24 protein-coding genes are annotated in these 26,755 nt (G+C 69.7%); 19 read left to right on the forward strand and 5 right to left on the reverse strand.

What is annotated here, in order from left to right:
* Positions 1-12 precede the first annotated feature (12 nt).
* Both ACZ3II_RS13535 and ACZ3II_RS13540 read right to left on the reverse strand, forming a co-directional pair.
* Positions 13-1,074: a hypothetical protein gene (locus tag ACZ3II_RS13535; protein ID WP_465517932.1), complete on the reverse strand. Its 1,062-nt coding sequence runs from the start codon at positions 1,072-1,074 to the stop codon at positions 13-15.
* Positions 1,075-1,252: 178 nt separating this feature from the next.
* Complete coding sequence (locus tag ACZ3II_RS13540; RefSeq protein WP_465517933.1) at positions 1,253-4,588, reverse strand: DUF4132 domain-containing protein; 3,336 nt, start codon at positions 4,586-4,588, stop codon at positions 1,253-1,255.
* A 398-nt stretch (positions 4,589-4,986) separates the two neighbouring features.
* Between ACZ3II_RS13540 and ACZ3II_RS13545 the strand changes: the two genes are divergently transcribed.
* Both ACZ3II_RS13545 and ACZ3II_RS13550 read left to right on the forward strand, forming a co-directional pair.
* Entirely contained in the window at positions 4,987-5,157 is a 171-nt protein-coding gene (locus tag ACZ3II_RS13545) for a hypothetical protein (RefSeq protein ID WP_465517934.1), read from the forward strand.
* A 119-nt stretch (positions 5,158-5,276) separates the two neighbouring features.
* Entirely contained in the window at positions 5,277-6,155 is an 879-nt protein-coding gene (locus ACZ3II_RS13550; RefSeq protein ID WP_465517935.1) for a helix-turn-helix domain-containing protein, read from the forward strand.
* A 56-nt stretch (positions 6,156-6,211) separates the two neighbouring features.
* On the opposite strand, the gene ACZ3II_RS13555 is transcribed toward ACZ3II_RS13550, so the two are convergent.
* Positions 6,212-6,403: a DUF397 domain-containing protein gene (locus ACZ3II_RS13555; protein WP_465517936.1), complete on the reverse strand. Its 192-nt coding sequence runs from the start codon at positions 6,401-6,403 to the stop codon at positions 6,212-6,214.
* Positions 6,404-6,533: 130 nt separating this feature from the next.
* Here ACZ3II_RS13555 and ACZ3II_RS13560 point away from each other — a divergent pair, with 130 nt between their 5' ends.
* The 11 genes from ACZ3II_RS13560 (at position 6,534) to ACZ3II_RS13610 (ending at position 19,296) form a co-directional block, all read left to right on the forward strand.
* Positions 6,534-7,316 carry an AfsR/SARP family transcriptional regulator gene (locus ACZ3II_RS13560; RefSeq protein WP_465518397.1) on the forward strand — a complete coding sequence of 261 codons (783 nt, stop codon included), beginning with the start codon at positions 6,534-6,536 and terminating at the stop codon, positions 7,314-7,316.
* A gap of 117 nt (positions 7,317-7,433) precedes the next feature.
* Positions 7,434-9,620 carry a hypothetical protein gene (locus ACZ3II_RS13565; RefSeq protein ID WP_465517937.1) on the forward strand — a complete coding sequence of 729 codons (2,187 nt, stop codon included), beginning with the start codon at positions 7,434-7,436 and terminating at the stop codon, positions 9,618-9,620.
* Positions 9,617-10,495: a hypothetical protein gene (locus tag ACZ3II_RS13570; protein WP_465517938.1), complete on the forward strand. Its 879-nt coding sequence runs from the start codon at positions 9,617-9,619 to the stop codon at positions 10,493-10,495. Before ACZ3II_RS13565 ends, ACZ3II_RS13570 begins: the two co-directional genes overlap by 4 nt.
* The gene (locus ACZ3II_RS13575; protein ID WP_465517939.1) at positions 10,492-11,715 is read left to right on the forward strand and encodes an OmpA family protein; all 1,224 of its coding nucleotides are present in this window, start codon (positions 10,492-10,494) and stop codon (positions 11,713-11,715) included. Before ACZ3II_RS13570 ends, ACZ3II_RS13575 begins: the two co-directional genes overlap by 4 nt.
* Positions 11,716-11,726: 11 nt before the next feature.
* Entirely contained in the window at positions 11,727-13,043 is a 1,317-nt protein-coding gene (locus ACZ3II_RS13580) for a hypothetical protein (protein WP_465517940.1), read from the forward strand.
* Positions 13,044-13,153: 110 nt separating this feature from the next.
* Positions 13,154-13,717 carry a hypothetical protein gene (locus ACZ3II_RS13585; protein ID WP_465517941.1) on the forward strand — a complete coding sequence of 188 codons (564 nt, stop codon included), beginning with the start codon at positions 13,154-13,156 and terminating at the stop codon, positions 13,715-13,717.
* Between the two features lie 81 nt (positions 13,718-13,798).
* Entirely contained in the window at positions 13,799-14,485 is a 687-nt protein-coding gene (locus ACZ3II_RS13590; RefSeq protein ID WP_465517942.1) for a response regulator, read from the forward strand.
* Positions 14,482-16,257, forward strand: a complete 1,776-nt coding sequence (locus tag ACZ3II_RS13595; protein ID WP_465517943.1) for a sensor histidine kinase — start codon at positions 14,482-14,484, stop codon at positions 16,255-16,257. The genes ACZ3II_RS13590 and ACZ3II_RS13595 overlap by 4 nt, the downstream gene beginning before the upstream one ends.
* A 35-nt stretch (positions 16,258-16,292) precedes the next feature.
* Entirely contained in the window at positions 16,293-17,459 is a 1,167-nt protein-coding gene (locus tag ACZ3II_RS13600) for an efflux RND transporter periplasmic adaptor subunit (RefSeq protein WP_465517944.1), read from the forward strand.
* On the forward strand, positions 17,456-18,136 hold the full coding sequence (locus tag ACZ3II_RS13605; RefSeq protein ID WP_465517945.1) for an ABC transporter ATP-binding protein: 681 nt from the start codon (positions 17,456-17,458) through the stop codon (positions 18,134-18,136). The genes ACZ3II_RS13600 and ACZ3II_RS13605 overlap by 4 nt, the downstream gene beginning before the upstream one ends.
* Positions 18,133-19,296 carry an ABC transporter permease gene (locus tag ACZ3II_RS13610; protein ID WP_465517946.1) on the forward strand — a complete coding sequence of 388 codons (1,164 nt, stop codon included), beginning with the start codon at positions 18,133-18,135 and terminating at the stop codon, positions 19,294-19,296. Before ACZ3II_RS13605 ends, ACZ3II_RS13610 begins: the two co-directional genes overlap by 4 nt.
* Positions 19,297-19,394: 98 nt before the next feature.
* On the opposite strand, the gene ACZ3II_RS13615 is transcribed toward ACZ3II_RS13610, so the two are convergent.
* On the reverse strand, positions 19,395-20,414 hold the full coding sequence (locus ACZ3II_RS13615) for a LuxR family transcriptional regulator (RefSeq protein WP_465517947.1): 1,020 nt from the start codon (positions 20,412-20,414) through the stop codon (positions 19,395-19,397).
* Positions 20,415-20,681: 267 nt separating this feature from the next.
* On the opposite strand from ACZ3II_RS13615, the gene ACZ3II_RS13620 reads away from it, so the two are divergent.
* From ACZ3II_RS13620 to ACZ3II_RS13630, 3 genes are all read left to right on the forward strand, one after another.
* Positions 20,682-20,846 (forward strand): hypothetical protein, encoded by a 165-nt coding sequence (locus tag ACZ3II_RS13620; protein WP_465517948.1) that lies wholly within the window; start codon positions 20,682-20,684, stop codon positions 20,844-20,846.
* 89 nt (positions 20,847-20,935) lie between these two features.
* Entirely contained in the window at positions 20,936-21,196 is a 261-nt protein-coding gene (locus ACZ3II_RS13625) for a hypothetical protein (protein ID WP_465517949.1), read from the forward strand.
* Positions 21,197-21,347: 151 nt separating this feature from the next.
* Positions 21,348-22,766 carry an FG-GAP-like repeat-containing protein gene (locus ACZ3II_RS13630; protein WP_465517950.1) on the forward strand — a complete coding sequence of 473 codons (1,419 nt, stop codon included), beginning with the start codon at positions 21,348-21,350 and terminating at the stop codon, positions 22,764-22,766.
* 872 nt (positions 22,767-23,638) lie between these two features.
* Here the strand turns inward: ACZ3II_RS13630 and ACZ3II_RS13635 are convergent.
* The gene (locus tag ACZ3II_RS13635; protein WP_465517951.1) at positions 23,639-24,214 is read right to left on the reverse strand and encodes a TetR/AcrR family transcriptional regulator; all 576 of its coding nucleotides are present in this window, start codon (positions 24,212-24,214) and stop codon (positions 23,639-23,641) included.
* 194 nt (positions 24,215-24,408) lie between these two features.
* Here ACZ3II_RS13635 and ACZ3II_RS13640 point away from each other — a divergent pair, with 194 nt between their 5' ends.
* The 3 genes from ACZ3II_RS13640 (at position 24,409) to ACZ3II_RS13650 (ending at position 26,641) form a co-directional block, all read left to right on the forward strand.
* Complete coding sequence (locus ACZ3II_RS13640; RefSeq protein WP_465517952.1) at positions 24,409-24,642, forward strand: DUF5999 family protein; 234 nt, start codon at positions 24,409-24,411, stop codon at positions 24,640-24,642.
* A gap of 155 nt (positions 24,643-24,797) precedes the next feature.
* Positions 24,798-25,289 carry an STAS domain-containing protein gene (locus ACZ3II_RS13645; RefSeq protein WP_465517953.1) on the forward strand — a complete coding sequence of 164 codons (492 nt, stop codon included), beginning with the start codon at positions 24,798-24,800 and terminating at the stop codon, positions 25,287-25,289.
* Positions 25,290-25,462: 173 nt separating this feature from the next.
* Positions 25,463-26,641, forward strand: coding sequence for a saccharopine dehydrogenase family protein (locus ACZ3II_RS13650; RefSeq protein ID WP_465517954.1), 1,179 nt, complete (start codon positions 25,463-25,465; stop codon positions 26,639-26,641).
* Positions 26,642-26,755: the final 114 nt, after the last annotated feature.

The following is a 26,755-nucleotide window of genomic DNA, read 5'->3' on the forward strand; positions in this document are numbered from 1 at the left end:
GGCCCGTACCGATCAGGCCGCCAACCGCAGCAGGCCGATGAACAGGAAGACCCCCGACGCCACCGCGAGCAGCACACGGGGTGTGCGCAGTCCTCGTCTCCACGGCAGCGCCCAGAGCAGTGCCCACAGGCCGAGGAATCCGAGCACGTGCACCCGGACGACGTGCCAGGTCAGCTCCTCGCAGCCGTTGACGCCGCGGACCCCGTCGCAGAGGGCCGGTGCGGAGGTGTTGTTGCCGAGGATCACGATGCCCCAGAACAGCACCAGCGCCGGTGCGGCGAACAGCGTCACCACCGGCACGCAGATGTAGGCCAGCAGATCCCGCCGCCGGTCGGTACGCCAGGCGGCGATCCCCCGGGCCTCCGGCTCGATGTCGGCGAGCGTCTCGTCGTGCGGGGCCTCGCTGCCGGTTTCCGGGTCGCTGTCATCGTCAGCGCGCCCGGTCTCCTGGGCAGCACCGGCCGCGGCCGAAGATCCTCGGGTCACGGTGGCGGCGAGATCCGCTGCCACGGCGGCGGCCTCAGCCGCTTCCGCGGCGGCCTCCGCCGCCTCTGCCGCGGCGGTCGCTGCCTCAGCCGCGGCGTCGGCGGCCGCCGCGGCGGCGCTCGCCGCATCATTGGCCGCCGCGGCGACAGCCTGCGCCGTCACGGCGCCGCTCTCCGGGACCTCAGGCGCATCACCGGGCTCGACACCGACGGGATTCGGGTCTGCCGCAGACGCATCACCGGACTCGACAGCGATGGGATGCTGACCCGTCCCGGACGCATCACCGGGCTCGACAGCGACGGGATCCGAGGCCGGTCCAGGCGCGTCGCCGGGTTCGACAGCGGTGGGGTTCGGGTCCGTCACCTGCTCCGGCTCGGCCGGGCCGGCGGCGGCTGACTCCGCGGTGGCGCCCTCACCCGCATCGCCCTCATTTCCGCCTGTCGCCGGCGGGCCCGCGACGGGCTTCCCGCTGTCCGCCTGCTCGGGCGCCGGGTGGCCGGCCACGGCATCGCTCGTGGCCGGTGCGGTCTCGGAGGAGTCTGCGCTGTCGGCGCCCGGTACGGACACGGCGGCACTACGTTCGGACATGGGCCAAGATCGTAAACGCTGGAGCGGCATCTCGATGCCCACCGTCCGGTCGATGTCCGCCACGGCCTCCCGCGGCCCTGCTCGACAACGGCGGCGGCTGGTGACCTGGGCCGAAACTGACGACCCGGACAAGTCGGTGCCGTCCCCGCGAGCGGCGACGAAGCCGGGGCGGTAGCCGTCAGGTGGTGACGTCGGTCAGGTCCCGCAGCACCTCCGAGGCGATGACCGGGTCCACACCGCCGAGCGGAAGGGTCCTGGCGCCGGTGACATCCCCATGACCGCCGTCGTGCAGGTAGACCGCGGTCAGGGTCTGCTCGGCTTCGTAACCGACCTGCCCGACGATCCCCGGATCGAGCTGGACGGTCAGGACCTTGCCCGGGCCGGCCGGCCGGTCGAAGCCGTGCCGGATCCCGGCGTTCAGCGCCTCCTGCCGGTTCCAGCCACGCCGGTCCAGCATGATCACCTTGGTGGTCGCCACGGTGACGCCTTCGAAGCGTTCCAGCCGCCCGGCCGCACGCTCGGTCTCGGTGAACGCGTACACCGGCCGGCCGAGCTGCGGAAACGGCTGCAGGATCTCGTAGTCGGCGAACACCTCGGACCACCCGGTGGCGTCGTCGCCCAGGTGTACGGGGTGCGCGACCCCCAGCACGTCGTCGTCGCCCACCTCGGCGAGTTCGTCGTCGACGCCCGCGAAGCTGCGGTCCTCGGCGATGCGCAGCGTGGAGACCACGGCGCCGTCCGCGCCGAAGCGTGCCCAGACGAGCCGCCGCCCGATGTGCCACATCAGCGGATGGCCGGCGAACAGGCGCCGGAACTCCGCTCCCGTCCAGCGCCTGCCGTCGACCATGGCCCGTTCCAGGCGGCGGATCTGCTCGGCGGAGATCTTGCGTACCTCCCGCTTCAGGGCGGCGAAACGCTGGTAGGCGGCCTCGCTCAGGTCCGCGTCGTCCCGGGCTCCCGGCTTGGGCAGCGCTTTGAGTCGTTTACCGGCACTGTCGGCGGCGTACGGCCGCAACTGCTCGTCGAATCCGACCACGAACCACCGCGGCCCGTAGTCCAGCCGCAGGCTGCCGTCGGCGTCCAACCCGAAGTCGGGGACCAACCGGTCGGCCAGTTGCTCCGCGGTGAGCCCGAGCGCGTCCGCGACCTCGGCGATCCGATCGGCGGCCGCGCGGCGAAGGGGCGTGGACCTGGCCTTCTGCGAGATGCGGTGCAGGTGCATGAGCGCCCCGTCGGTGCCGATGCCGACCAGGACGGACAGCCCGGCGACCGCTTTGGCGTGCCATCCCTCGGTGGGCCAGGTCATGATCAGCGGCGTGATCCGGCCGGCGATCTCGTCGTTGCCGGTCAGCGCGACCGCGTCGAGCACCCAGCCGTCCTTGGCGGGGCCTCCGGTGGACTGCCACAGCTCGAACAGCGCCCAGCCGAACTCGGCGAGGTCCGCCGGTTCGACGGCCTGGCGGACCAGGTCGAGTCCGGCGTACGGGTCGTCGGGCCGGGAGATCATCAGCATCCGGACGAGGTCGGCGCCCGCGTCGGCGGGCAGGGCCCCGGAGCCGTCCCGCAGCCGCACCCGTGGGAGCAGGCCGGGCGCGGCCCACTGCGGCGGCGTGGGCATCCGGCTCGGGAGGGCCATCAGCGGGTCGGCGGTGAGCAGCGCTTCGATTCCGGCGGCGGCCTCCGGGCCGTATCCGGCGGCGGCTTCCCGGATCTGCTCGGCGAGGCCGTGGTCGCGTAGGACGAGCAGGGCGCGCTCGGCTTGGCGGCGGGCATTGCCGGCCTTGCCCAGCGCTGCCGGGACGAGGGCGCGAGCGGCGGCTGCCGGATGCCGCAGCAGCCACTCCCGGGTGGTACGGCGCATCGACTTGAGCCGCGCCGACCAGTCCGCCATCTGTGCTGCCACCTCGGGTGAGGTGAACGGCATCAGCAGCGGGGCGTGGTCGGCCGGTGACGCCCGGGCCACGGTCAGCAGCGCGGGCAGGAGATCGGTGCCGAGGCGGGCCGCGGCGACCGCGAGCCACCGGTCCGAGTGATAGTCGGCGCGCGGCTTCCACCGGGTGAGCACCGCGCGCACCGCGTCCTCCGGTGCGCGGGTGAAGAACCGGGCGGGATCGTCCGACCAACGGCGGGTTCCGTTGATCACCCGGTCGGCGAGGGCGGACCAGTCGGTCGCGGGCTCGTCCCGGTACCAGTCGGCCTTTTCCGCCCACTCCTGCCGTTCGCCCGGAAGCCAGTGCACCCGCGCCGTCTCGGTGCAGGTGAGACCGGGGACGACGGGTGGCCGGGCGCCCTTCCTCCGGGTCTGCCACGGTGGGTCGGCCAGCACCGGCGGCATCGCGGACGGCGGGGCGGTCGCCATCTCGTCGCGGGTCGCCACGACGGCCCGCACCCGCGCGGCGGCCTCCGGGCCGAGCAGCGGCACGACGCGGCCGGCCAGGTCGAGGTGGTTGATCACGTGCACGCGGAGCAGCTCGTCGCCGGCCTCGGCGAGGACGCGGACGGCCCGGGCCGGATAGCGCGCCATCGACTTCAGCAGGGCCGCTTTGACGTTGCGCCGGAAGGAACGGGACAGCAGACCGCGCATGACCTCGTCACCCGGCAACGCGGCCAGGGTCGAGAGCAGACGCGGCACGGCGCCGGTCGAGAGGTGGCCGGCGTGCTCGTCGTCGATCCAATAGAACAGCACGGGCGCGATGGCCGGCCCCACACCGTCGACGAGGGTGATCACCAGATCGTCGGCGCTCGCCTCGAAAAAGTTGATCATGCGGGCGAGCGCGGCGGCCTGGGCGGCGTCCGTCACCGCGTAGAGCAGCATCGCGACCCTGCGGTGATCTCGGGTGGACAGCGTATCGGCGACGTCGCGCTCCACCCAGTCCGCCCGGGGAACCAGCACCGAGCACGCGGCCCGGGCATGTGCCGGCCCCGCACGGTGGACGGTCAGCGCGGCGAGAACCTCTGCGAACTCCCCTTCCGGCGCGGACGCGAGCGCTGCCCGAACCCTCAGCAGCTGCCCGAGGCCCGGTAGCGGATCGTCGTGACGGTCGGCCGGCAGCCGGCGCCGGACACCGGGCTCGGCGGTGGGTGCGCGGTGCCAGCCGGGCGGCAGCCCGTCGTCCACGAACAGCAGCGTCGCCATCTCGACCGCGGCGAGCGCCGCGAACCGGAGCCCGTGCCGGTCGATCCACGCGTCTGCCAGCGTGGCCCCGTCCACTCCGCCACCACGCTGGATGATCACCGCCGCCGTCGCCGCCCCCAGCGGGTCGGCGCCTCCGGCGAGCCACGCCGCGGCCGCCACCCGGACCTCCTCCGGTGTGGAGACGGCGGTGAGGACCCGGGCCACCGCCTCCCGCCGCTCGGCAAGGATCCGGTCGATCCGGGCGCAAGCCTCCGGGTCGGCCACGAACGGCAGCGTCGTGGCGCCGCCGCGCCGCGGATGCACGTGCTTCAGCCAGGCGTCCGGCATGACGAACGTGTCCTCCGACGCCACCCCGTGATCCATCACCGTCTGTTCCACGCCGCGCAACCTACTGCCCGGGTACGACAAAACGGCGAGCCGCTGATCGTCCGCGCTATGTGACCCGGCCGAACCGGGAGTGATGCGGCCAGCGACGACGTGCATCGATCACGACCTGGCCGAGCCCGATCGGGTTAATTCGTCCGTCCGGTCTTTCCGGCGTTCGCCGTCGCATTCAGCCGGATCAGCGAGTTCTCGGCGGCACTGCCCGCGTTCATCATTCTCCCTGTGAGCGATTCCCTCCTCAGTCACCGCTTCCGTGCCGGCCGAATCAGGACGGGCCACCGTCACGGCCACGACTGCCGGTTCGCGGCCGTGACGGGTGCCGGCGGCACGATCAGCCGAATAGGCTGAACGCTCCGGCGACGACCGCCGCGATCACGGCCCCAGCTGCCGTGATGATCGCGGCGATGATCGGAACGCGCCCGGAGATCCGTCGGGGGCGGCGAGTCGATCCGCCACTCCCGGATGCGCCGTTCGCGCACCTCATCCAGTTGATCGCGGGAACCCCGGGCGTTCCGGCCCGACCGCAGCAGGTGATCATGATGATCAATCTCGTCGGCGATTGACAGCCTGCATCAAGATGGGTCACAGTGAATCACTCCTCCATAATGGATCTTCTAATGAATCGTTCGGCATCACACTCGGCCGGACGCCATCTTCTTCTTCGTGGGACATCGGAGGGCCGGTGAACGGGCCGTTTTCCGCCTGGACCCTCGGTGAGAGCCGGCAGCGCCTCGCCGAGGAGCTGAAGCGCGCCCGCTCCATCTCCGGTCTCTCCGGGCGCGACCTCGCCCAGCGGATCGACATCAGCCAGTCCAAGGTGTCCCGGATCGAGAGCGGATCCGCCGTGCCGTCCCTGCCCGAGGTGCGGGCTTGGGCCGACGCCGTCGAGGCCGGCGACGACGTCCGCGAGTTCCTGCTCGCTCTCACCGAGGCGACGCACACCAACGTGCTGCGCTGGCGCACGGAGCTGCCCGGACGGGCGCACATCCAGGATCAGATCGAGGAGACCGAGCGGGACGCCCGCCGCATCCTGATCTTCCAGCCCTCCGTCGTGCCCGGCCTCATGCAAACGGCGGGGTACGCCCGCCGCGTCTTCGAGATGTTCGAGGAGAGGCCGTACGCGAAGGATGAACTCGCCGCCGCCATCGCCGCCCGCCTCGACCGGCAACTGCTGCTGTTCGACGAGTCGTGCGCGTTCGAGTTCCTGATCACCGAGGGCGCGCTGCGCTGGCGCCCCGGACCCCTCTCGCTGCTCGTCGCCCAACTCGACCGGGTCAGCTCGCTGAGCACGCTCAGCAACGTCACGGTCGGGCTGCTGCCACAGGCCGACCAGGCCGTGGTGCCCCACTCCCATGCCTTCACCGTCTACGAACCCAAGAACGAGCAACGCGAGGAGTTCGTGAACGTCGAGATGGTGCACGGCAACCTTCAGGTGCTGGTCGGTGCGGACGTGGCGGCCTACCGCCGCCGTTGGGAATCCCTCGCCCGCAACGCGATCCGTGACGACGAGGCCCGTGGCTTCCTTCGCTCGCTGGCCGACGAGATGCGGCGATCCGCATGAACGACGGCCGGCCGAAGGGGTGCTGGGGCGGCGGGCCCGCCCCAGCACCCGATCACTCAGGCGAGGTCGAACTCACCCCGCTTGACCGCGGCGGTGAACTCCCGCCATTCGGTCTCGGTGAAGCCGAGCACCGGGCCGTTCGGGTCCTTCGAGTCCCGGACGTACGCCATGAAGCCGACCTCGACGCAGGTGCTGCCGCCCTCGCAGCCGACGCGGAACTCCGGGGCCACCGTCTTCTTCGCGAACATTTTCATTCTCCTCTTCAGGGGGGTCCTGCGCTGTTGAGGAAAACTCTGCGCCACCTGTCCGTGGCGAATTCCCGTGAATCCGGAGGTTGTCCGTTTGTCGCTCTCCATCAGCATTCTCGGACCGGTGACCATGACATACGAAGGCCAGGTCATCCCCATTCCCGACAAGAGGCCACGAGTATTCCTGGGCATCCTGGCCTGCGATCTCGGCCTCATCGCGAAAGACAAACTCATCGGCTACCTGTGGGACCGCGGAGAAGAGCCCGCCGACCCGGACGACGCCCTGCAGACCTGTGCCAAGGGAGCCCGGGCAGCCCTTGACCGGGTACCGGACGGGCGCACGCTGCTGAAGACGACCCGGAACACCGGCTACCAGCTCCTGGTCAAGCCCGAGCAGGTGGACAAGCACCGGTTCACCGCGCTCAAGGCCCGCGCCGAGGCGGCGTTCCCGGAAGATCCCGGCCTGACCGCCCGGCTGGGCCGAAAGGCGCTCGCGGAGTGGCCCGGCGCCGGCGGCCTGCGAGGCGGCACCCCCCTGGAATCGGCCGACGCCCGGCTCGACCCGCTGACCCGTCCACTGCAGCAACAGTTCCGGGACGTACGGCTGTTGTGCATCGAGGCGGAGCTGAGGTGCGGCAGGCACCGGAGGCTGCTCGCCGAACTCGACGGACTCACCGCCGAGGAGGACGGTGCGACCGACGCCGACCTCGCCAGGCTCCACATGATCGCGCTCTTCCGGGCCGGCCGCACACCCGGTGCGGTCGCCGCATTCGAACGCTACGAGAACGCCATGGGCGAACTGGGGGGGTTACGACAGCGTGAGCGAGCTCAAGGATTTGAGGAATCGCATCTTGAACGACGACGACGAACTCAAGCTCGACGAGTCCGACTACGCCGCTTACGGTTCCGATGAGGAGCCGGCGAAGAAACAGGAGCCTTCAGGAAGCAAGTTTTCGATCAACAACAGCGGAGACAACGCCGAGTTCTACACGGCCGAACAGATGACCTTTCACCAAAGGCCGGACAAGTGATGTCCGAGCCCGAGGAGAGCGCGGAGCAGCCCGCCACGGAGGCCCCGGAGCCCGAGCGGCTGGCTTCCGCTGACGAGACCGAGGCACCGGGACCGGCCGCGCTGGGCGAGCCGGCCGGGCCGGAACCGCCCGGCGAACCGCCGAACAAGCTCGAGGACGCCGATCCGGAGCCGGATACCGAAGAGGACGACGCGGCCCGCGGCGACCGGATGCGCGGCATCCGTCAGATGTGGAAGATCGACACCGGCGATCAGAGCCGGAACTACCAGGCCGAACAGATGAGCTTTTTCGGTGGCGAGTTCTCCCCGCTACCGAGGCATGGCGCCATCCCCGGCACGATCCTGCGGAAGCTGGGCAGGTCCTACGTGCCGTCGCCGTCCCTGCGGCCGCTGCTGAGCGCGCTGTCGGCCGCCCCACTCCAGTGCCTGTTCGGGACACCGGGAACGGGTCGCACCACGTCCGCGATCGCAGCGGGCATCCAGCACCTCAAGGACCGCAAGCTGCCGGTCGCCGGCAATGTCCGTATCCTCGCCTCCGACCAAGGGCTGGCGACGATCGACCGCAAGTCGCTTCCCGAGCGTAAGGCGCTCATCCTCACCCTCGCGCCCGACGCGGGGCCGCCGGAGTGGCGCTGGTTCGGCGCGGTCGAGGAAGCGCTACGCGACCGGGACAGCATCCTGATCGTGGTGAGCCCGGCGGAACCGGACGGCGGGGCGTTGCGCGACGCGTGGACGGTGGCCTACCAGCCGCCGACGCCGCAGGAGGTTTTTCGGCGGCACCTGGAGCAGCGGTTCGACGCCACCCGGATCGCCGAACTCCTCAACCTGCGGATCGTGCGTGACCGGCTCCAGGCCTGCCGCACCCCGCGGGACGCGGCCGGCCTGGCCACCGCCGTCATCAACGACACCGACGACGACGTGGCCGACGGCGACCTGCTGTCCGGTGACAACGACGACATGCTCGGGAGGGCCCGCAAGGAGCTGCAGGAGAGCGAGCTCTGGGATCGGATCCTGCTGGTCGCCACCACGGTGATGACGGACCTCGCGGCCGGCACGGTGGCCCGCGAGGCCGTACGCCTGGCCGAGATGCACAAGCCGACCGGCGTGCAGACCGAGGTGCCGAAGGTCGACTGGTTCCACGGCCCGGAGCGGTGGCCGGGTTCCATCACGCTCGGCCCGCCCGGCAAGGAGGGATCAGGGCGCACCGTACGGCTGGTCCACCCGCGGCTGCCGATCATGCTTCTCAAGGCGATCTGGGAGGACCACGTCGGCGAGCGCGACATCCTCCTCCCCTGGCTCTACGGTCTCGGCGATCACCCGCACAAACGGGTCCGCGTCAAGGCCGCACAGGCTGTCGCCCAGCTCGCGTGCTACGACTTCGACGTCGTCATGCGCGAGGTACTGCAGGTATGGGCGCTGGACGGCCGCTTCCGCACCCGGGAGTCATGTGCCCTGGCGCTGGAGGCGCTCGCCATCGCCGCCGAGGGCCAGTTCGCCAAACGCGTACGCGGTCACGTCCGTGGCTGGGCCAACAGCAACAACCCGGCCCTGCTCGCGGCGGCCGTCGCCGCGTACGGCACGTTCCTCGGGGCGAAGGACCCGGACGAGGCTCTGACGCGGATGCGTGAGGTGGCCGGCGCCCGGATCTTCCGCTACGACGGCCGGCGCAAGATGGCCGAACACGCCGAACAGCAGCTGGCCAACATCGTCCAGCGGGCGCTGATCGACGTCTTCAACGCCGGCGCCCAGGAGAAGGTGCTGCACGCCTTGGCCGCCTGGGCCCGTATCCCCAACTGGCGCTGGCGCCGGGCCTCGGCCCGCGGGCTGATCGAGCTGTCCCGCAAGGACGGTTCCGGGCCCTGGCCGCTGCTCGTGGAGCTGTCCGCGGTACAGGAGAGCACCTACCGGGAGGTGCTCACGCTCTGGCTGAACGCCCTCGGCTCGGACAACCGTGACGAAGCGTCCTGGGAGGCGCTGCACCGCTGGCTCGACCAGGCCCGTGACCTGCGTGGCGACGACAGCAGCGGCTCCGTCGTGGCGGCCGTCGACCGGCTCGTCGCCGATCTGTGCGCCAGGAGCCCCGACATCGGCCGTCACCTCGACTTCCACCGGGAGATCTGGGCCTTCCGCGACGCCCGCCGAAAGCCCGAAGGCTCCGCCAAGCCACCTGACCAGGAGAAACGATGACCGATCCCTCTCAGCCGCGCGGCGGCCGGATCCGCCGCTGGTTCAGCAGAGTCGTCCGTGGCCTGCTCGACGACGCCCCGCACGGCGACACCTCCACACCGCCGCCGTACTTTCCGCCGACCGACGGCGCCAACCGGACCAGGACCCTGACGTTCGAGACGCCCGCGAAGGGCGACGCCTACAACTTCACGATCACCGTGGAGATGTGCCTGTGCGCCACCGGGCAGCAGAATCCCGACCGGCTGCAGACCGTGATCGACGGCCGGCTGCCCGACCTCGAAGCCGAGATAAGGTCCGTGGCCCGGCCGGAGGCCCGGAAATACCCGATCCACCGGCCGGGTGCGGCCGAACCGCGGGTGGCCGAGCAGATCGACGCGGCGATCCGCCGGACGCTGGTCGGTGTCCCCGGCGACTACGGCATCACGCTGCAGTGCACCGCCCGGGTCCGGGTCGACATGCCGGACAAGGTGCGTACCCTGCAGCGGCAGACCGTCGAGGAGCAGATCCAGCTGGAGGCTCGATACGAGCACAGCGAGCAGGCAGCACTGCGACTCGGTGAACTCCGTGAGGTGTGGAGCAGGTTCATCAAGGACGGCCTTCCCGAGTGGAACACGCCGTACGCCGTACACATGGCTCTGCAGCCGACCTCGGCCGCGCAGACCCTCTTCACGCTGCGCAAGGACCGCAAGGACGAGGCGGAGAAGCTCGTCGACATGGTGTCCGCGGTGACCATCGGCAACGAGCGGATGGACCTGCTGGAGTTCGCGCTGTCCACCGACAGCGCCCTGCGCAAGACCCACGAACTGCTCGGTATCGCACCGCCCCCGACCGGCGGCGACTCCCTGTTCGACGACTCCGAGGAGCAGATCCGATGAACCCGGTCCGGCACGCGGCGATGCCGTTCCTGCTGGCGATGGCCCTGGTGGCGGGCGGATGCTCGGTGGAGAGCTGGCTCGGCAGCAGCGAGCCGGCCGACCGCTGTCCCGCGCTGCTCGCCGAGCCCGCCGGCAACGCCGAACCGGCCAGCGTCACGGTGCTGCTGGCGGACGGCTCAGCGTCGGCGTCCGACCGCCCTGACCAGTCCCGGCGCAACGACTGGGATGCCAAGCTGGCCGCCCACCTGCCGGGCAACGGCGCCGACCTGGTGGCGATGGGCCGGTTCGGCGGCGCGGTCGATTGGCAGTCCACGAAGTTGACGCCGGCCAAGAGCACCGATGCGAACCGCACCAGGAACGACTTCAAGGCCGCACGCCGATGCCTCACCGACGAGCTGGCGGAGATGATGACGGTCGCGCCGTCCAAGCCACAGTCGGACGTGCTGCGCGCGCTGGCCGAGGGCGCCGAGTACGTCCGGAAGTGGGCCGGCCCCAAGTCGATCTACCTGGCCACCGACGGTCTGGCCAACACCGGCTGCGCCGACCTGCGCGCCGCCCCGATGGGCGACCGCACCGCGATCAAGGACATCGTCGCCGGCTGCGCGCCGGAGCTGCCCAGGCTGGACGCGTCGTACACCGTGCATTTCATCGGGGTGGGCAACGCGGCGGCGGGCTGGCCGGACATCAAGACACCACAGCGCACCTGGATCGCCGCCCTGTGGAAGTCGCTGTGCGACGCGACCAAGGCGACCTGTGAGGAGCCCGACTCGGCGAAACCCACCCCGGTCGACGCGCCCGGGACGAAACCGCCGGCCGACAACGAGGTGAAGATGCCGGAGCTGGAGATCAGGAAGGACAACCCGATGGTGCTGTCGGTGCCGTCGTCTCTGCTGTTCGACACCGACTCGTACCAGTTGTCGCCCGACCGCTCGCAGGAGTCGCTGCAGCGGGTCTACGACTTCCTGCCGACACTGCGCCCGAAGCGCATCGAGGTCAACGGCCACACCGACTCACGAGGCACGCCGGAACACAACCGCACGCTCTCCAAGAACCGGGCCGACGCGGTGGCAGGCAAGCTGCGCGCCCGGAATTTCACCGGCATCACGACGAACGGGTACGCGTCCGACCGTCCGAAGTGCGGACCGGAGTACCGCGCGGGTGCACCCGACCTGATCGCGATGGCCTGTAACCGGCGGGTCGAGATCCTTGTCTACACCTGAGGCGGAGACAGATGACTGAGGTTTCCCGGGGTGAGTCGCGCGACCTCTTCGGCCAGTGCCCCGGCGGTTGCGTCTGCGGGGTACGTGAACTCGTCGCCAAGCAGGCCGAAGTGGGCGAGCGGGACGCCACCGAGGTCGACGCGGCCGAGATGCGGTCGCTGCTGGTGGCGGTCCGCGACGGGTACGAGACCGTCCGGACCGACCCGCGGCTGGTGGAGCGCCGGCACGCGGCGACCACCGCGTACGAGCGCGCGGAGCGGCACTTGAACATGATGCGCACCTCGCTGGCCGAACGGCGGGTCGCCGCCAGCGCCGCCGAGGTGGCCCGCACCGAGCAGGCGGCGACGGGCAGCCGGCGGCGACCGGCATGGCTGCGGCGGGTGCGCTGGCCGGTGGTGATCGGCATCGGCCTGTTCGACGCCTGGTATTTCAGCCAGGTCTTCCGCTATCTGTCCTCGCAGACCGGCGACGGCGACGCGGGCGGGGCGAAGGGAGTCTTCACCACGGTCGAGACGGTTGCGGCGATCGTGCCCGGCCTGGTACTGGCGGTGGTGATCGCGACCGGCGCGGATCTGCTGATGCGGTCGCTGAGGGCCTGGAAGGAAGCGGCCTTCCGCAAGCGGGAGAAGATCGAAGGCCAGGGGCGTGCGCGCGCGGTACTGGGCGCCGTCGGCCATTGGCTGATCCGGCTCGCCTGGTGGCTGCTGCCCGTGGTGTTCGTGATGTTTCTGCTCGCTGTGATCGCGGTCTGGGCCGGAATCCGGGCGATTTCGGCGGCCCCGCCCGAGGAGGGCTACCAGGTGGCGCCGGTCATGGCGCTGATTCTGCTGCTCACGGTCGGCGCCATGGCCGTGAAGATCGCCGCGGACGACAGGCCCGCCGACGACGTCTCCAGGGCTCGGCGGCGGCTGCGCCGCCGGCAGCTCGGCTACCGGTGGCGATCCGGCCGGGCCGACCGGCTGATCGGCGCGTACGACTCGGCGTGGCGGGACCTGAGAATGCTGCGGGACGACCTGGTCGGCCTGTTGCGCATCAAGATGCTGTCCGCGTGGGAGGGCTTCATCCTGCGGGTCCGCTCGCTGCACCGGATGGCGGGCAATGTCACCGCCGCCCCGTGGCCGACCGGCGAGGCGCCGTCGGTGCACCAGGAGTTCCAGGGCATCCCGCAGCCCGCAATGGAACTGGGCCCGCTGCTGGAGATCTGCCGGCTGATCGGCGAACGGGATCCGGAACGCCTTCGGGGGATCAAACGCGCCCTCGACGCCGAGTACACCCGCCAGGTCGGCGTCCCGCAACTGTCGGCGTTGGATGCGGCACCACCAGGCTGAAGGGCCGCGGGAGGTCAGATCGGAGCTTCGCACGAAGTCGACACGGACGATCTCCACAACTGTGGTGTCCGCTAGCAAGATCTGAACATCACTTTGCGAGGGTGGCCGTCATGTCATATCGAAAGCGCTTCTTCGTGGCGACCGCCGGCCTCGCCCTTCTGCTCACCGGCTGTTCCAGCGAGAGCGGTGTGAAGGACGCGCCGCCGGTGGCCACCCTGCAGAGCGGGGCGGCGCCTTCCGGTGCGGCCGGCAGCGATCAGCGACCGGTGTATCCAATCGATGCCACCGACGATCAGGTCGCGGCGATCGCCAAGCCGTGGGCCGACTGCTTGACGAAGGAGGGCGTAAAGAACCCGGCCGCGGCCGTGGGGCTGATTCAGAAAGGCGGCACCGCCGAGGATCTGGGTCGCATCGAGTCCGAAGATGACGCGGCCGCGTGGAGGGCCTGCGAGTCGCGGCAGCCGGAATCGGTCGAGCAGCATCAGTTGCGTACCGACCCGACCGAATTCAAGGACAACCAGCGCGAGTGGTATCGGTGTGCCCAGGCTGCGGGCTACAAGCTGACCGCCCCCGACCCGCAGACCGGTCAGTTCGGCATCACCGAGGTCGGCCCGAACGGCGACTTCGGTTCGGAGAAGATGCAGGCGTGCCGTCGGCAGGCTTTCGCGAACTGACCTCGACGGCACCGCCGGGGTGATGTCAGGAACCGTTTAGGTTTGCGGGCGGCTGTCCGGAACCCCGTTATGGTCTTCGCCGTGGGCGGATATCTGCTGGTGGCGGAGGACGACAGGAGCCAGGCGGAGGTGCTCCGGCGCTATCTGACCGCCGAGGGCTACGAGACGGTCGTGGTGCATGACGGACTGGCCGCGCTGGAACACGTACGGCGCCGCAGTCCGGATCTTCTGGTCCTGGACGTGATGATGCCGGGACTGGACGGCCTGACCGTGGCCCGGGTCCTGCGGGCCGAGTCGGAGGTCCCGATCCTGATGCTGACGGCCCGGGCCGGCGAGGACGATCTGCTCGCCGGCCTGGACGGTGGCGCGGACGACTACCTGACGAAGCCCTACAGTCCGCGCGAGTTGACCGCACGGGCACGGGCGTTGCTGCGGCGCAGCCATATCCGTACGGACGAGACGGTGTTGACGGCCGGAAAGCTCGTCGTCGACATCGGCCGGCATCAGGTGCACGCCGACGGCGAACCGGTCCAGTGCACCCCGGGGGAATTCGCGATCCTGGCCGCGCTGGCCGGGCAGCCGGAGCGGGTGTTCACGCGAGCGCAACTGCTGGAGCGCACCAACGGCGTGGAGCGGGACTCCGTGGAACGAACCATCGACGTTCACGTTCTCAACCTGCGGCGCAAGATCGAGCCCAACCCGAAACGGCCGGTCCGGCTGGTGACGGTGTACGGGATCGGCTACAAGCTGACCGCGGGCCCGGCGTGATCCGCGTACCCCCGCATCGCAGTCTGGTTCTTCGCCTGCTGGCCACCTCGGCGGCCATCGCGATCGCTGCCGTCGTGGCGACGTCCTGGCTGGCGGCCCAGTCCACGTCGCAGACGATCCAGCAGGAGATCGGCCAGTCGCTGAGCGACGACAAGAGCGTCTATGACGAAATGCTCACCCATGCCACCACCCACCGCGACTGGTCGGGTGTCCAGCCGCTGGTCGCCGACCGGGCCCGCGCCCTGGGCCGCCGGATCACCCTGATGACCGAGAAGCGGGAGGTGATCGTCGATTCGGCGGCCGGCCCGTCGCTGGAGCTCGCCCGGCCCTCCGCGCTCGTTGATCCGCTGTGGGTGGATCTGGCGCTCACCGGGCGTACCGAGAACATCGATCCCCGGGTGGTCGGCCCCTATCGGCTGACAGGCGACGATCAGAAACGGATGCGCCGGCAACTCGACGAGGCGCTGGAGTGCGTCCGAAGCTTCGGCAGCGAGGCGATCATCACGACGGGGCCGCATGGGCGTCCGAAGCTCTCGATCACCCGGGTGGCCAAGGAGCCGTACCTCTGCTCGCTCGTTCCCGATCTGACCAGGAGCGAACAAGCGCCGATGGAGGCGTTGCGGAAGCTCATCGCCGAATGTGCGGACGAGCGGGCCGTGACGATCACGCCGGACCTCGTCGTCACCGTCGTCGACCCGGCCAAGGGCGTGCCGATCCCGGACCGGACCGATCGGGCCGCCCAGTGCCTCAGCGGCGCTCGGCACACCCAGCTCCAGTCGTACGTCGCACCGCCCGCCCTCCTCTTCGTGACCGATCCGGGGGACACGGCCGCCGCGCCGGTGTCCCCGTTCTCCCGGCGCAACCTGGTGCGTCTCGGCACCACCACAACGGTGGTGCTGATCCTCGCCGTACTGGTCACCGTCGTGGTCGGCGGCCGGATGGTCCGGCCGTTGCGGATCCTGACCGAGGCGGCCCGGCGACCCGGCGGGCACAAGCGTGTGCCGGTGACCGGCAAGGACGAGATCGCCCTTCTGGCGGTCGCGCTCAATGAGATGGCCGAGCACCGCGAGCACTCCGAGGAGCAGCGCAAGGCCATGGTCAACGATGTCGCGCACGAATTGCGCAACCCGTTGACCAACATCCGCAACTGGCTCGAGGCGGCACAGGACGGTCTGGCCACGATCGACGGCCCGCTCCTGACATTGCTGTACGACGAGACCGTGCACCTGCAACACATCGTCGACGATCTGCGGGACCTGGCCGCCGCCGACTCCGGCAGCCTGCGGATGCATCCCGAACCGATGTATCTCGACGACACGCTCGAGCAGGTTCTCGAGGTGCACCGCCCGGGCGCCGAGGCCGCCGGAGTGTCGCTGGCTCTCTCCTTCGACGGCGAACCTCTGGTGGTCGCCGATGCGGTGCGGCTGCGCCAGCTCGCCGGCAACCTGCTGTCGAACGCCATCCGGCACAGCAACCGGGGCGACACGGTCACCGTTCGGGCATCCGCCGCGGCGGGCCGGTTGACGATCGCGGTGGCCGATACCGGCGACGGGATCGCCGAGCCGGACCTGCCCAGAGTCTTCGACCGTTTCTGGCGGGCCGACAGATCGCGCACCCGATCCACCGGCGGCAGCGGCCTGGGCCTGTCGATCGCCCGTAAGCTCGCCGAGGCGCACGGCGGAGACATCACCGTGGAGAGCGAACTCGGTGCCGGTACGACCTTCACCGCCGTCGTGACCGAACAGCCTTCCCCGGGGCTCCCCGGGGCCTAACAGGATCCTGATGTCGAGGTCCCATCATCTCGACCATGAGTAGGAGCCGAAGACTGCCGATCGTGCTCGCGGCGGTCCTGATCGTGGGCGCGACGTTCGTCGCGGCCGGGTGGGCACGCGACCGTGACGAGGCGGATGAGCCGGCGACACCGCCGTCGGTCCTGGCCACCGCGGACCTCGTACGGCGCGACATGTCCACGAGCGTCGCGTTGTCCGGCCGGCTGGGGCACGGGACCGCCCGGCCCGTGAAGGGCGGCCGTCCCGGCATCCTCACCTGGTTGCCGTCGCCGGGCACGACACTGCACCGTGGCGGCACGCTCTACCGCATCGACGACGAGCCGGTTCCCCTCTTCTACGGCAGCACCCCGCTCTTCCGTACGCTCGACAAGGTCAACACCGTGGGACGGGATGTACGGGTGGTGGCCGAGAACCTCAAGGCTCTCGGCTATGCGGTGGGGCGGCGTCATAAGCCCGGTGAACGCGTACGGCAGACGAACACCGTGTCGGTGGAGGAGCGCTCAGCCGGGCCCGGCGCCGTACCGACGGCCACGCCGCCCGCCTCGGTGACGTCCTGGGTCACGGTACGCAAGGGCGAGGACGTGCTCACCCCGTCGCTGGTACGGGCGATCAGCCGCTGGCGCGACGATGCCGGGCTCCCCGCCTCCGGCTCCCTGGGGATCGGTGACGTCGCGGTGCTGCCCGAGGCGGTACGCGTGGAGAGCATCAGCGCGCAGGTGGGTGACGACGCCGAGACGGCGATCCTGACCGTCACCTCTCCGAGCAAGGTCGTCACTGTCGACCTCGAGCCCACCGCGGCCGCGGGCATGCGACGGGGCGTCAAGGTCGAGGTCCGGCTACCGGACGGGAAGACGCTGCCCGGAAGGGTCGACACGGTCTCGACCGCGGTCACCGACGACCCCGGCGGTTCGCCGAAACTCACCCTGACCATCCGGTTGGACGCCCCGTCCGCCGTCACGAGACTGGACACCGCCCCGGTCGAGGTGACCTTTCCCGGGGAGACCCACCGTGACGTCCTGGCCGCGCCCGTCGGCGCGCTGGTCGCCCTGGCCGAGGGAGGCTACGCCGTCCAGGTGGCCGGCGGGGCACTGGTCGGGGTGAGGACCGGGATCTTCGCCGACGGGCTGGTCGAGGTCAGTGGCGCCGGGGTGAGCGAGGGTGTCCGCGTGGTGACCACCTCATGACCGTCTACGACACCCAGGTGCTCGCCGTACGGGACGTCAGCATGGTCTATGCCGGTGGCGTGACCGCTCTGGACCGCGTCTCCCTGACGATCCGGAAAGGCGACCTGCTGGCCATCGTCGGCCCGTCCGGATCCGGGAAGTCGACCCTGCTCAACGTCATGGGCACCCTGGACCGCCCGACGGCGGGCACCGTGCTGGTCGGCGAGGATGACGTCGCCGGCCTCTCGGACCGCCGGCTGTCGGAGATGCGCGGCCGGCGGCTCGGCTTCGTGTTCCAGCAGTTCCATCTGAGCGGTGGGCTGACAGCGACGGAGAATGTCGCCACCGGCCTGCTCTACGCCGGCGTACCGCGACGACGGCGACACCCGATGGCACGGGAGGCCCTGGCCCGCGTCGGCCTGGCCCACCGCGCCGACCACCGCCCTCATCAGCTCTCCGGAGGCGAGAGGCAACGGGTGGCCATCGCCCGCGCCGTGGTCAACAACCCCGACCTCGTGCTGGCGGACGAACCCACGGGCGCCCTCGACACCCGGAACGGGCAGGCCGTGCTCGAACTGCTGCGCCTGTTGAACGCCGAGGGCGCCTCCATCGCCGTCATCACCCACGACCGCGACATCGCCGCCGCACTACCGCGCCGCGTCGAGATCCGGGACGGACGTCTGGTGTCGGACCGATGAGGCTCAACCCGCTGGACCTGCTCGAACTCGGACTGCTCGGTGTCCGTACCCGGCGTGCCCGGGCCGCCCTGTCCGCGCTGGGTATCGCCATCGGCATCGCCACCATGGTCGTGGTGACCGGCATCCCCGCGTCGAGCGGCGCCGCCCTCCAGCGTCGGCTGTCCGCTCTGGGCGCCGACATGCTGCAGATCGTCCCCGCTCGCCAGGAACCGCCGGTCACGCTGCCCGCCGAGTCGGTGGCGATGGTGCAGCGGATCGGCCCGGTGACCGCCGTCAGCGCCGTCGCCGGCACCTCGGCACTGGTGCGCCGCTCGGACCGCCTCGACCCGGCCGACGGTTCGGGCCTGACCGTACGTGCCACCCGATCCGACCTGCTCGACGTGCTGCGCGCACGGGTCCGATCCGGGCACTGGCTCACCGCGGCCGAGCAGCGGTATCCCGCCGTCGTCCTCGGCTCGGTGGCGGCTGTCCGGCTCGGCTTCGACACCCCCGGACAGCAGGTCGTCATCGGCGACCGCCCGTTCATCGTGACCGGGATCCTGGACACGGTGGCCCTCTCACCCGAGATCGATCGTTCCGTGCTCGTCGGCTGGGAGACCGCACGGCTGACCCTCGGCTACCGCGGCGGGCCCACGATGATCTTCGTACGGGTCAGGGAAGACGCGGTGGAGGCCGTCCGGGACGTGCTGCCGGAAACCGTGCATCCCGAACGCCCGGACACGGTCACCGTCACGCGGCCCTCCGACGCGCTGGCGGCGAAACGCGCCACCGAGTCGGCCTTCTCCGTGCTCATGCTCGCCCTCGCGGCGGTGGCTCTGCTGGTCGGCGGTGTCGGTGTAGCCAACACGATGGTCATCTCCGTGCTCGAACGCCGCTCCGAGATCGGACTGCGGAGAGCTCTGGGCAGCAGCCGAGGACAGATACGGGCCCAGTTCCTCACCGAGGCGGTCGTCCTGTCCGCCCTCGGCGGCGCCGCCGGCGTCGTGCTGGGATCGCTGCTCACGGCGGCCTATGTCACCCACCAGGGATGGCCGCTGGTCATGCCCCTGCCGGCGCTGCTCGCCGGCCTGGCGGGCTCCATCGTGATCGGCGGGGTGGCCGGTGTCTACCCGGCCGTCCACGCCGCGCGCCTGACGCCTACAGAGGCGCTCGCCTCGTGACGGTTGCGTCCTCGGTGCCCGGCATTCGGCGACGACGGCTCGGCCGTCCTCAACCATGTTTCCCTACGAGAGGAGGCCGTGCGCTGATGCCGTGGTGGCTATCCGTGGACAGTCAGCGTGGCGTCGGCTTTTCGCGTGGAGGTGTCGTGGGGTTGGATCCATCCGCGTTGGGCGGCGATGACGCCGGCCTGGAAGCGGCTACGGGCGTCGAGCAGGTCCATGAGCTCTGCGGACTTGCGTTTGATGGTGCGTGCTGAGACGCCCATTCTGCGGGCGGCGACCTCGTCGGTGCTGCCGGCGGCGAGGAGCCGGGCCAGTTCGCGGAGCTGGGGGTCGAGTCCGGTGGCATCGGGCAGGGGAGCCTGACCCATCGGTGTGGCGGTCGACCAGATCTGGGTGAAGAGCCCGTAGACGGCGGCGACGATGCCGGGGGCGTGGATCTCCTGGGCACCCTTGGCGCTGTCGAACGGATCGATGGGCAGCATCGCGATCCGCCGGTCGGCCACGATCAGCAGCATCGGCAGGGTGGGTGCGGTGCGGACTTCCGCGCCCAGGCCGGTCAGCCAGGCGGCGTACTCCTGCATGAGCGGGTTGTGCCGATAACTGTCCTGGTAGATGGCACGGAGGGTCACGCCACGATCGAGCAGGCGCTGATTGAGGGGCCGGCTCGCGTTCTTGCTGTCCGGCTTCTGAGCGGCATTGGGATTGAGTGACACGCACTCCACGGTGATCGCGGTGGCGAGTTCCTCCAGACGGCCGCGTACCGCGTCGACGCCGACCCATTTGGTGACCTGTTCGCGGTCGCGGGCCTGCTCGTGCGCGGCAGCCAGGGACATCACGGCGGTCCGGGTGGCTTCCAGCTGGCGCTGGCGTTCGGCCACTTCTGCTTCGGCGCGGGCGATCAGCGAGGACAACCCGAGGGTCGGCCCGATGGTGCGCAGCCCGGCGCCGCTGTGGGCGACCAGGGAGAGGTCGATCAGTTCGTCCAGTGCGCTGCGGACGGCGCTCTCGGCAAGGCCCATGTGGGCGGCGAGCTGCTGCAGGTCCAGCTGCGGTGAGGCGAGCAAGGCCAGGTAGACGGCTTCTGCGTCGGCCGACAGACCGATGGCACCCAACAAGACTTCGCCCCTCCCCCGAGCGGTGCACAGCGGCACCAAGTATCTGAACCATGACGCGCTGTAGCAAGCCCCTCGTCGATGGGTGGCCCAAACGTGCCGGGGCACGTTCGTGCCAGGCCCGATCCATCGACTTCGCCCCACCGGTACCGCATTGTTGTCCTCAGCGAAGGGCACCGCAGAACGGCAGCAAACAAGCGCCCTTTCAGCGGCAGACGACAAAAAGGTCCCGCCGCTAAACAGAAATGCGATCCACAGGAGGAGTGTGTCATGCGCAAAGCGATCAACAAGACGTTCACGACGGTGGGACTGGTTCTGGCTTCGACGGTCCTCACCCTGATGGTGACGCCGTCCCCGGCCGGCGCGGAGCAGCAGGCCGGGGAGCACGGCGCGGCCGTGACGGTGCTGGCCGCCGGAGGGCTGGAATGGGGGTGAGAGCACTGGAGACGACGGCATGGATGAGGCTGTGCGCCTACCGGCTGTCCGGTCCCCTGCGATGGCACGTTTCAGCAGCTCAGCAGCCGTTGACGGGAGATCTCACGGCCCGGTTGTGGGCGCAGGCGACCGCCGCCGACCGGGTGCAGCACATCAGGATCCGGCCCGCCAGTCCTCTCGAGGCGGAGCTCGCTGAGCACGACGGCCTCCGCCACCACCACCTGGACGTGGGGATCCTGTTGATGGCCACCAGTGACGACAAGGCCCGCGCCGTGGGTGCCCGACTCTGCGCCGGGGCACTGGCCGCCGGCCCGGACACCGTCGGCTGGACCTTGCAGCCACTGATCTGAAAAACCATCGCGCGACCCCGCGGAAGACAGATTCCGTGACACCCCGACATCACCGGCCGCCATTCTCTGAATCGGTAGCCCGACCTCGCACGCTCGAAATCGACCACCATTCCTCGAAAGGCTCACCATGCTGTTCGGACGTTCCACCTCCGTGACCGACGCCACTGCCGCCACCACCGGGACACGGCCCCGCAAGGAGCACCGGTTCGGCCGCAAGGCGCTCATCGGCGCGACGACCGTGCTCGCCGGCATCGGTCTGATCGCCGCTCCCGCCTCGGCAGCCCCGACCCGGCAGAACATCGTCGACAAGGCCACCTCACAACTCGGCGGCAAGGGCTGCGACCCGAGCTACTACAACAGCTGCGACATCGAGTGGTGCGCCGAGTTCGCCCGCTGGGTGTGGGGGACCTCCGGTGTGCCGGACATCAAGGGCCTGGACTCCTGGGCGCAGTCGTTCAAGACCTATGGGCAGAACCGCGGGCTCTACCACTCCCGTTCCAGCGGGTACGTGCCTCAGCCCGGTGACGCCATCGTCTTCGACTACGACCGCAGCTCCAGCGACGGCCACCCCATCGATCACGTCGCCATCGTCACCAGCGCCGACAGCAGCCGCGTCTACACCATCGGCGGCAACCAGGACAACAAGGACAACCGCCTCAGCAAGGTCAGCCGGGCCGGCTACCAGCGCTCCAGCGCCTCCATCGACGGCTACGTGTCACCTGCCGGCGTCGGCGCCGGATCGTCCACCGATCAGCCGCGGCGCGGCGACAGCGTCACCGGTGACTCGTTCGCCGACCTCGTCGTCACCGGCTCCGACGGCACGATGACCATGTACGCCAACAACATCGTCCGTGACGACGGCGTGCCATACACCGCCGGCACCAAGATCGGCAGTAGCTGGGGCAGCGCCTACGACCAGGTCGTCAAAGCCGACGTCACCGGCGACGGCTACACCGACCTGGTCGTCCGCAAGACCGACGGCACCCTGTGGCTGTACCCGAACAACATCGAGCGTGACAACGGCAGCCCGTACGGCGCCGCCACCCAGATCGGCCACGGCTGGAGCGGCTTCAACAAGCTGATCGGCGCCGACGTCACCGGCGACGGCTTCACCGACCTGGTCGCCCGCAAGCCCGACGGCACGCTGTGGCTCTACGCCAACAACTTCGCCCGCGACAACGGCAGCCCGTTCAGCGCCGCGAAGCAGATCGGCTTCAGCGGCTGGAACTTCGAGAACCTCATCGGCGCCGACGTCACCGGCGACGGCTTCACCGACCTCGTCGCCCGCAAGTCCGACGGAACCCTGTGGCTGTACGCCAACAACATCGGCCGCGACAACGGCATGCCCTACAGCGCCGCGCCCACTCAGATCGGCCACGGCTGGAACGCCTTCACCGCGATCGTCGGCGCCGACGTCACCGGCGACGGCTTCACCGACCTCGTCGTCCGCAAGAGCGACAGCACCCTCTGGTACTACGCCAACAACATCGAGCGCGACAACGGCACCCCGTACAGCACCGCAACCCAGATCGGCTTCTCCGGCTGGAACTCCTTCAACCGCATCATGTAACAGCACCCACCCTGAGCTGGAAGAGGCGGTTGCCGGGAACCTCGACCGAGGTTCCCGGCAACCGCCGTCAGTGGGCCGGATCCGCCACGCGGACCCGGCCCGCTTTCCAGCTGGGGTTATTCGGCGCGGGGACCACTACCTGACGGGCATGCCGCCTACGGCGGGCGGCGAGCTTGTGTCGGAACACCCGGTGGGCGTACGGCCGCCGCTTGCGGACCTCCCGCCGCTGTCGGGCCCCTGGTGCTGCCGCCATTCCTGGTCGCCCCGGCACACCCACAGGACCCGGATGATCGAGGACAGCGTTCCGGAAGCGGCTCAGGCGAAGCGGACCACGGGACCGCCGCCACTCCCGAGACTATGACAAAACACCCGTTGCCGTGGATTGTGGCAACGGGTGTTTTCGCAGCTGGATGCCATGTGGGCGATACTGGGATCGAACCAGTGACCTCTCCGGCGTGAACGTAGTCCGATCAAGCTGTTGACCAGCACTGATATAGATTTGTCCTGCTCAGTCAGCGTCGCCCGACGCTGACTGAACGTCGTTCGGCGCTGTTTGACGCTGCTCATTTCACCCCCGCCTGTTCCCCGCCCGATCGCCGGTTTTGGGAGCAGCGCCGCACCACCCGCCCCGAACAGCCCAAATTCATCGTGGTGGTGCTCCCCGCCATCACTGAGGACAATCTCTGAACAGGGCAAACACAATGTCCGGTGAGGAGTGAGCTGCTCCCCCGCCGCCATCTCCTCAGCCGAGCCCCAAGGACCCTGGTGTCCGAGGCCGTAGCGTAGGGGAGCCATTGAGGCTGGGCAGCGAAAATCCGGTGCCGGGCCGGCGGGCAAGCCGGACGTGGGATGCCCTGCAGATTGCAACCACGTCATTCTCCGATGAGTGGTCCGTCCTGTCGGCTCAGAGCCAGCAGTAGTGTCCGGAAGCCTTCGAGCTCCTCGACGTTCTTGGCACCCTCGTCGAGGCTGGTCACAGCGGCGCCGTCGGCGGCCCGGACGATGAGCAGCACCCGTTGGGGGTGCAGACCGTCGTCGTCCAGGGCCTTCTGCCACCACAGCCGGTCCCGATGCAAGACCTCGGGGACACCGGGCACAGACGACAGGACGGCATGCAGGATGGCCTGCTCGGGGATGCTGGTGCCGTCGAGCACGTAGTCGAAGGTGGCGTTGATGTAACCCCGGACCAGCCGGCCGGCGGCGTGGTCACGCGGGTCGACCGCGGCGTTCACGCTGGCGATCCACTGCTCGGCCAGGTCTTCGGCTACGGCGATGAGCAACTGTTCGCGGGAACGGAAGTGATGCAGCAGGCCGCCCTTGGAGACTCCGGCCTCTTTGGCGATGGCGTCCACGCTGGCACCGGCGCCCTTGCTGCCGACTACTTTCGCGGCGGCGTCGAGGATCAGTCGTCGGGTCCTCGCCGTATCGCGTTCCAGGTGCTGCGCCAACGCTCTCCTCCATGTTCTCGCGCTCGGAGCAAACCATAAGGTCCGCACAGCTTACCGTTTGATCGGTAATGCCTGGCCCGATCTGGCGATCGCTCCTAACCGACCAAAAGGTTTGCACTGCCGACCATCGAGTCGGTAACGTAGGTCCACGCCATCGGGGCTCGTCTCCGACCCGTGCGACCGAGAGGAATCCCATGTCCACCGCGCCGGCTTTCCGTGCCCTGCCAGAAGCCCGTGAGATCTGCCGGCATGAGCCGGCGTGCCCGTTGGCGGAGGCGGCCGACCACGAAGCCGCCCGCATCGTGATCGCGTACCCCGAGCAAGGCTGGGGTTTGCGATGCAACGGCGTCATCACGTTCGACGACACCGGTGAGTTGATGCCCGACGGCCGCTCGGTCGCGCCTCACCGTGGCCCGGCCCGCTACTGACACCCCGATCCACCCGGCCATCGGAAGGAGTGACATGGCCACTTTCCGCCCACCCCGGCAGTCAGCTTTGGCTCTCGGGTTGATGCTGACCGGCGCCGCCGCGTTTGCTTCGGTGCTGCTGGACAGCACTGTTTCAACCGCGGTCACCTTCGCCGTTGCGGCGACTCTCCTCGCTGCCCTGGTCGATTCTGCGGCCCGGACCGGCCGGCGTACCGATCGGCGGGCTCCACATGATTGCGACTGAGCCCACCCTGGGCGGGCCCGCCATCACGACCCCCGACGGCCGAGAGCCGATCGAGTGCTTCTCGATCATCGAAGAGCCGGTCTGGGCCCATGAGGCCAGGACATCAGGCGTATGGGTTCACCTGTCAGGGGAGCTGGACCTCAGCGCCCGTGATCGCCTGCGGGAGGCTCTGCTCCAGCCGGCCACCGGCGGTCGGGGCACGGTGATCGTCGTCGACTTGTACGCCGTGTCCTTCATTGATTCCGAGGCCGCCGGATGTTTGCTGGTCGGCGCCCAGGTGGCCCGTGATGCCGGCGTCGGCTTCCACGTCGTCAACGCTCGCGGCCCAGTCCAGAGAGTCTTCATCGCGCTGGGGCTGCAGACGCTTCTCGATTCGGCGGACGCGGCGCGCTCCGCCGACTGACAGCAGTCGGCCCGGGCGGCAACCGGCGACGGTGCGGGTAGACGTGGCTTGCCTGCATGGCAAGCCTTCAGAGCGCCATGGTTTGGAGATCTTCATCCTCTCGCGGAACCACCCCGACCGCATTAATGTCACACTGTGCGCAATTAAGCGATGCACTGATCGAAAGGAAATCCATGCGAGTCCTCTTCCTGGGCGCCGGCAACGTCGGCGCGAACGCTGCTCTCCAACTGGCTCAACGTCGGCCGGAGGTGCAGATCCGGGTCGGCGACCTGCGAATCGAGAACGCCCAGCGGGCAGCCGCGGCCGCCGGAGAGTCCGCCGAGGCCGTCCAGGTCGACGTACACGACCCGCAATCGCTGGCGGCGGCGTTCACTGGTGTCGACATCGTGTTGAACACGGCCGGGCCGTTCTACCGCAACGCCGCGGTCATCATGGAGGGCGCCATCGCGGCGAAGGTGCACTACCTCGACGTCAACGACGATGACGACGTAGCCGTCAAGGTTCTCGGCGATGAGAGCCTGCGGGCAAGGGCTGCCGAGGCCGGCATCCGCATCATCATCGGCTGCGGCACCACGCCGGGCGTCTCGAACATCATCGCCCGCCACTCCATCGACCAGGTGGATACTGCGACCCGGGTCATCGTCACGATGCTGCTGTCGTTCCAGGGCGTGCGCTACTACAGCCCCGCGGTGATCGATCACATGTTCCACATCACGACGGGAGACGTCATCAGGTACGAGAAGGGAACGTTCCGCAGTGTTCCCGGCTTCGGTGACGAGCGAGAGATCCAGGTACCGGCGCCGTTCGGGACGCACAAGACCTACAACGCCGGCCACGGCGAGACCGCGATGCTCGGCCACTCCTTCCCGGACCTGGAGGAGGTCTCCGTACGGCTGACCTGGCTCGAGGAGGGCGCCAACGACCGCTGGCGGGCGCTGATCGACGCCGGCCTGTCCTCCGGCGAAGTCCTCGAGAGTGCCGGTATATCCCCCGTGGCGTTCCTCGGCGCGCTCGTCGGCTCCGACCGTCAGCTCGCTTTCTTCGACGACTCCGTACCGGTGCTGAACGGCACCACGGTGGAGGTCGAGGGCGTACGCGCGGGCCGGCAGGTCGCGATCAAGACCCTGATGCACTTCGGCGGCAGCGAGGACGCGATGGACCCGACCTCGACGGCTGCCCGGATCGGTGTGGAGGCGCTGATCGACGGCCGTGTCACCGGGACCGGTGTGCTCACTCCTGAGGTGTGCTTCGCCGCTGCCGACTTCATCGACCACTTCGTGCAGGATCCTGCCGTCGTGATCACCCAGGAGACCACCGTGACGGGTGCGTTCCCCAACCCCGCGGCCGCATAACGCCGACATCCAGCCGGTCGGTGGCGAAGGCTGACCGGCTGGTCCGCGAGCGGGCCTCCGACCGATCACACGGCCGGAGGCCCGTCCTCGTCCGGCACGGAAGATCAGGCAGGA

This window comes from Actinoplanes sp. NPDC019969 (assembly GCF_055562375.1).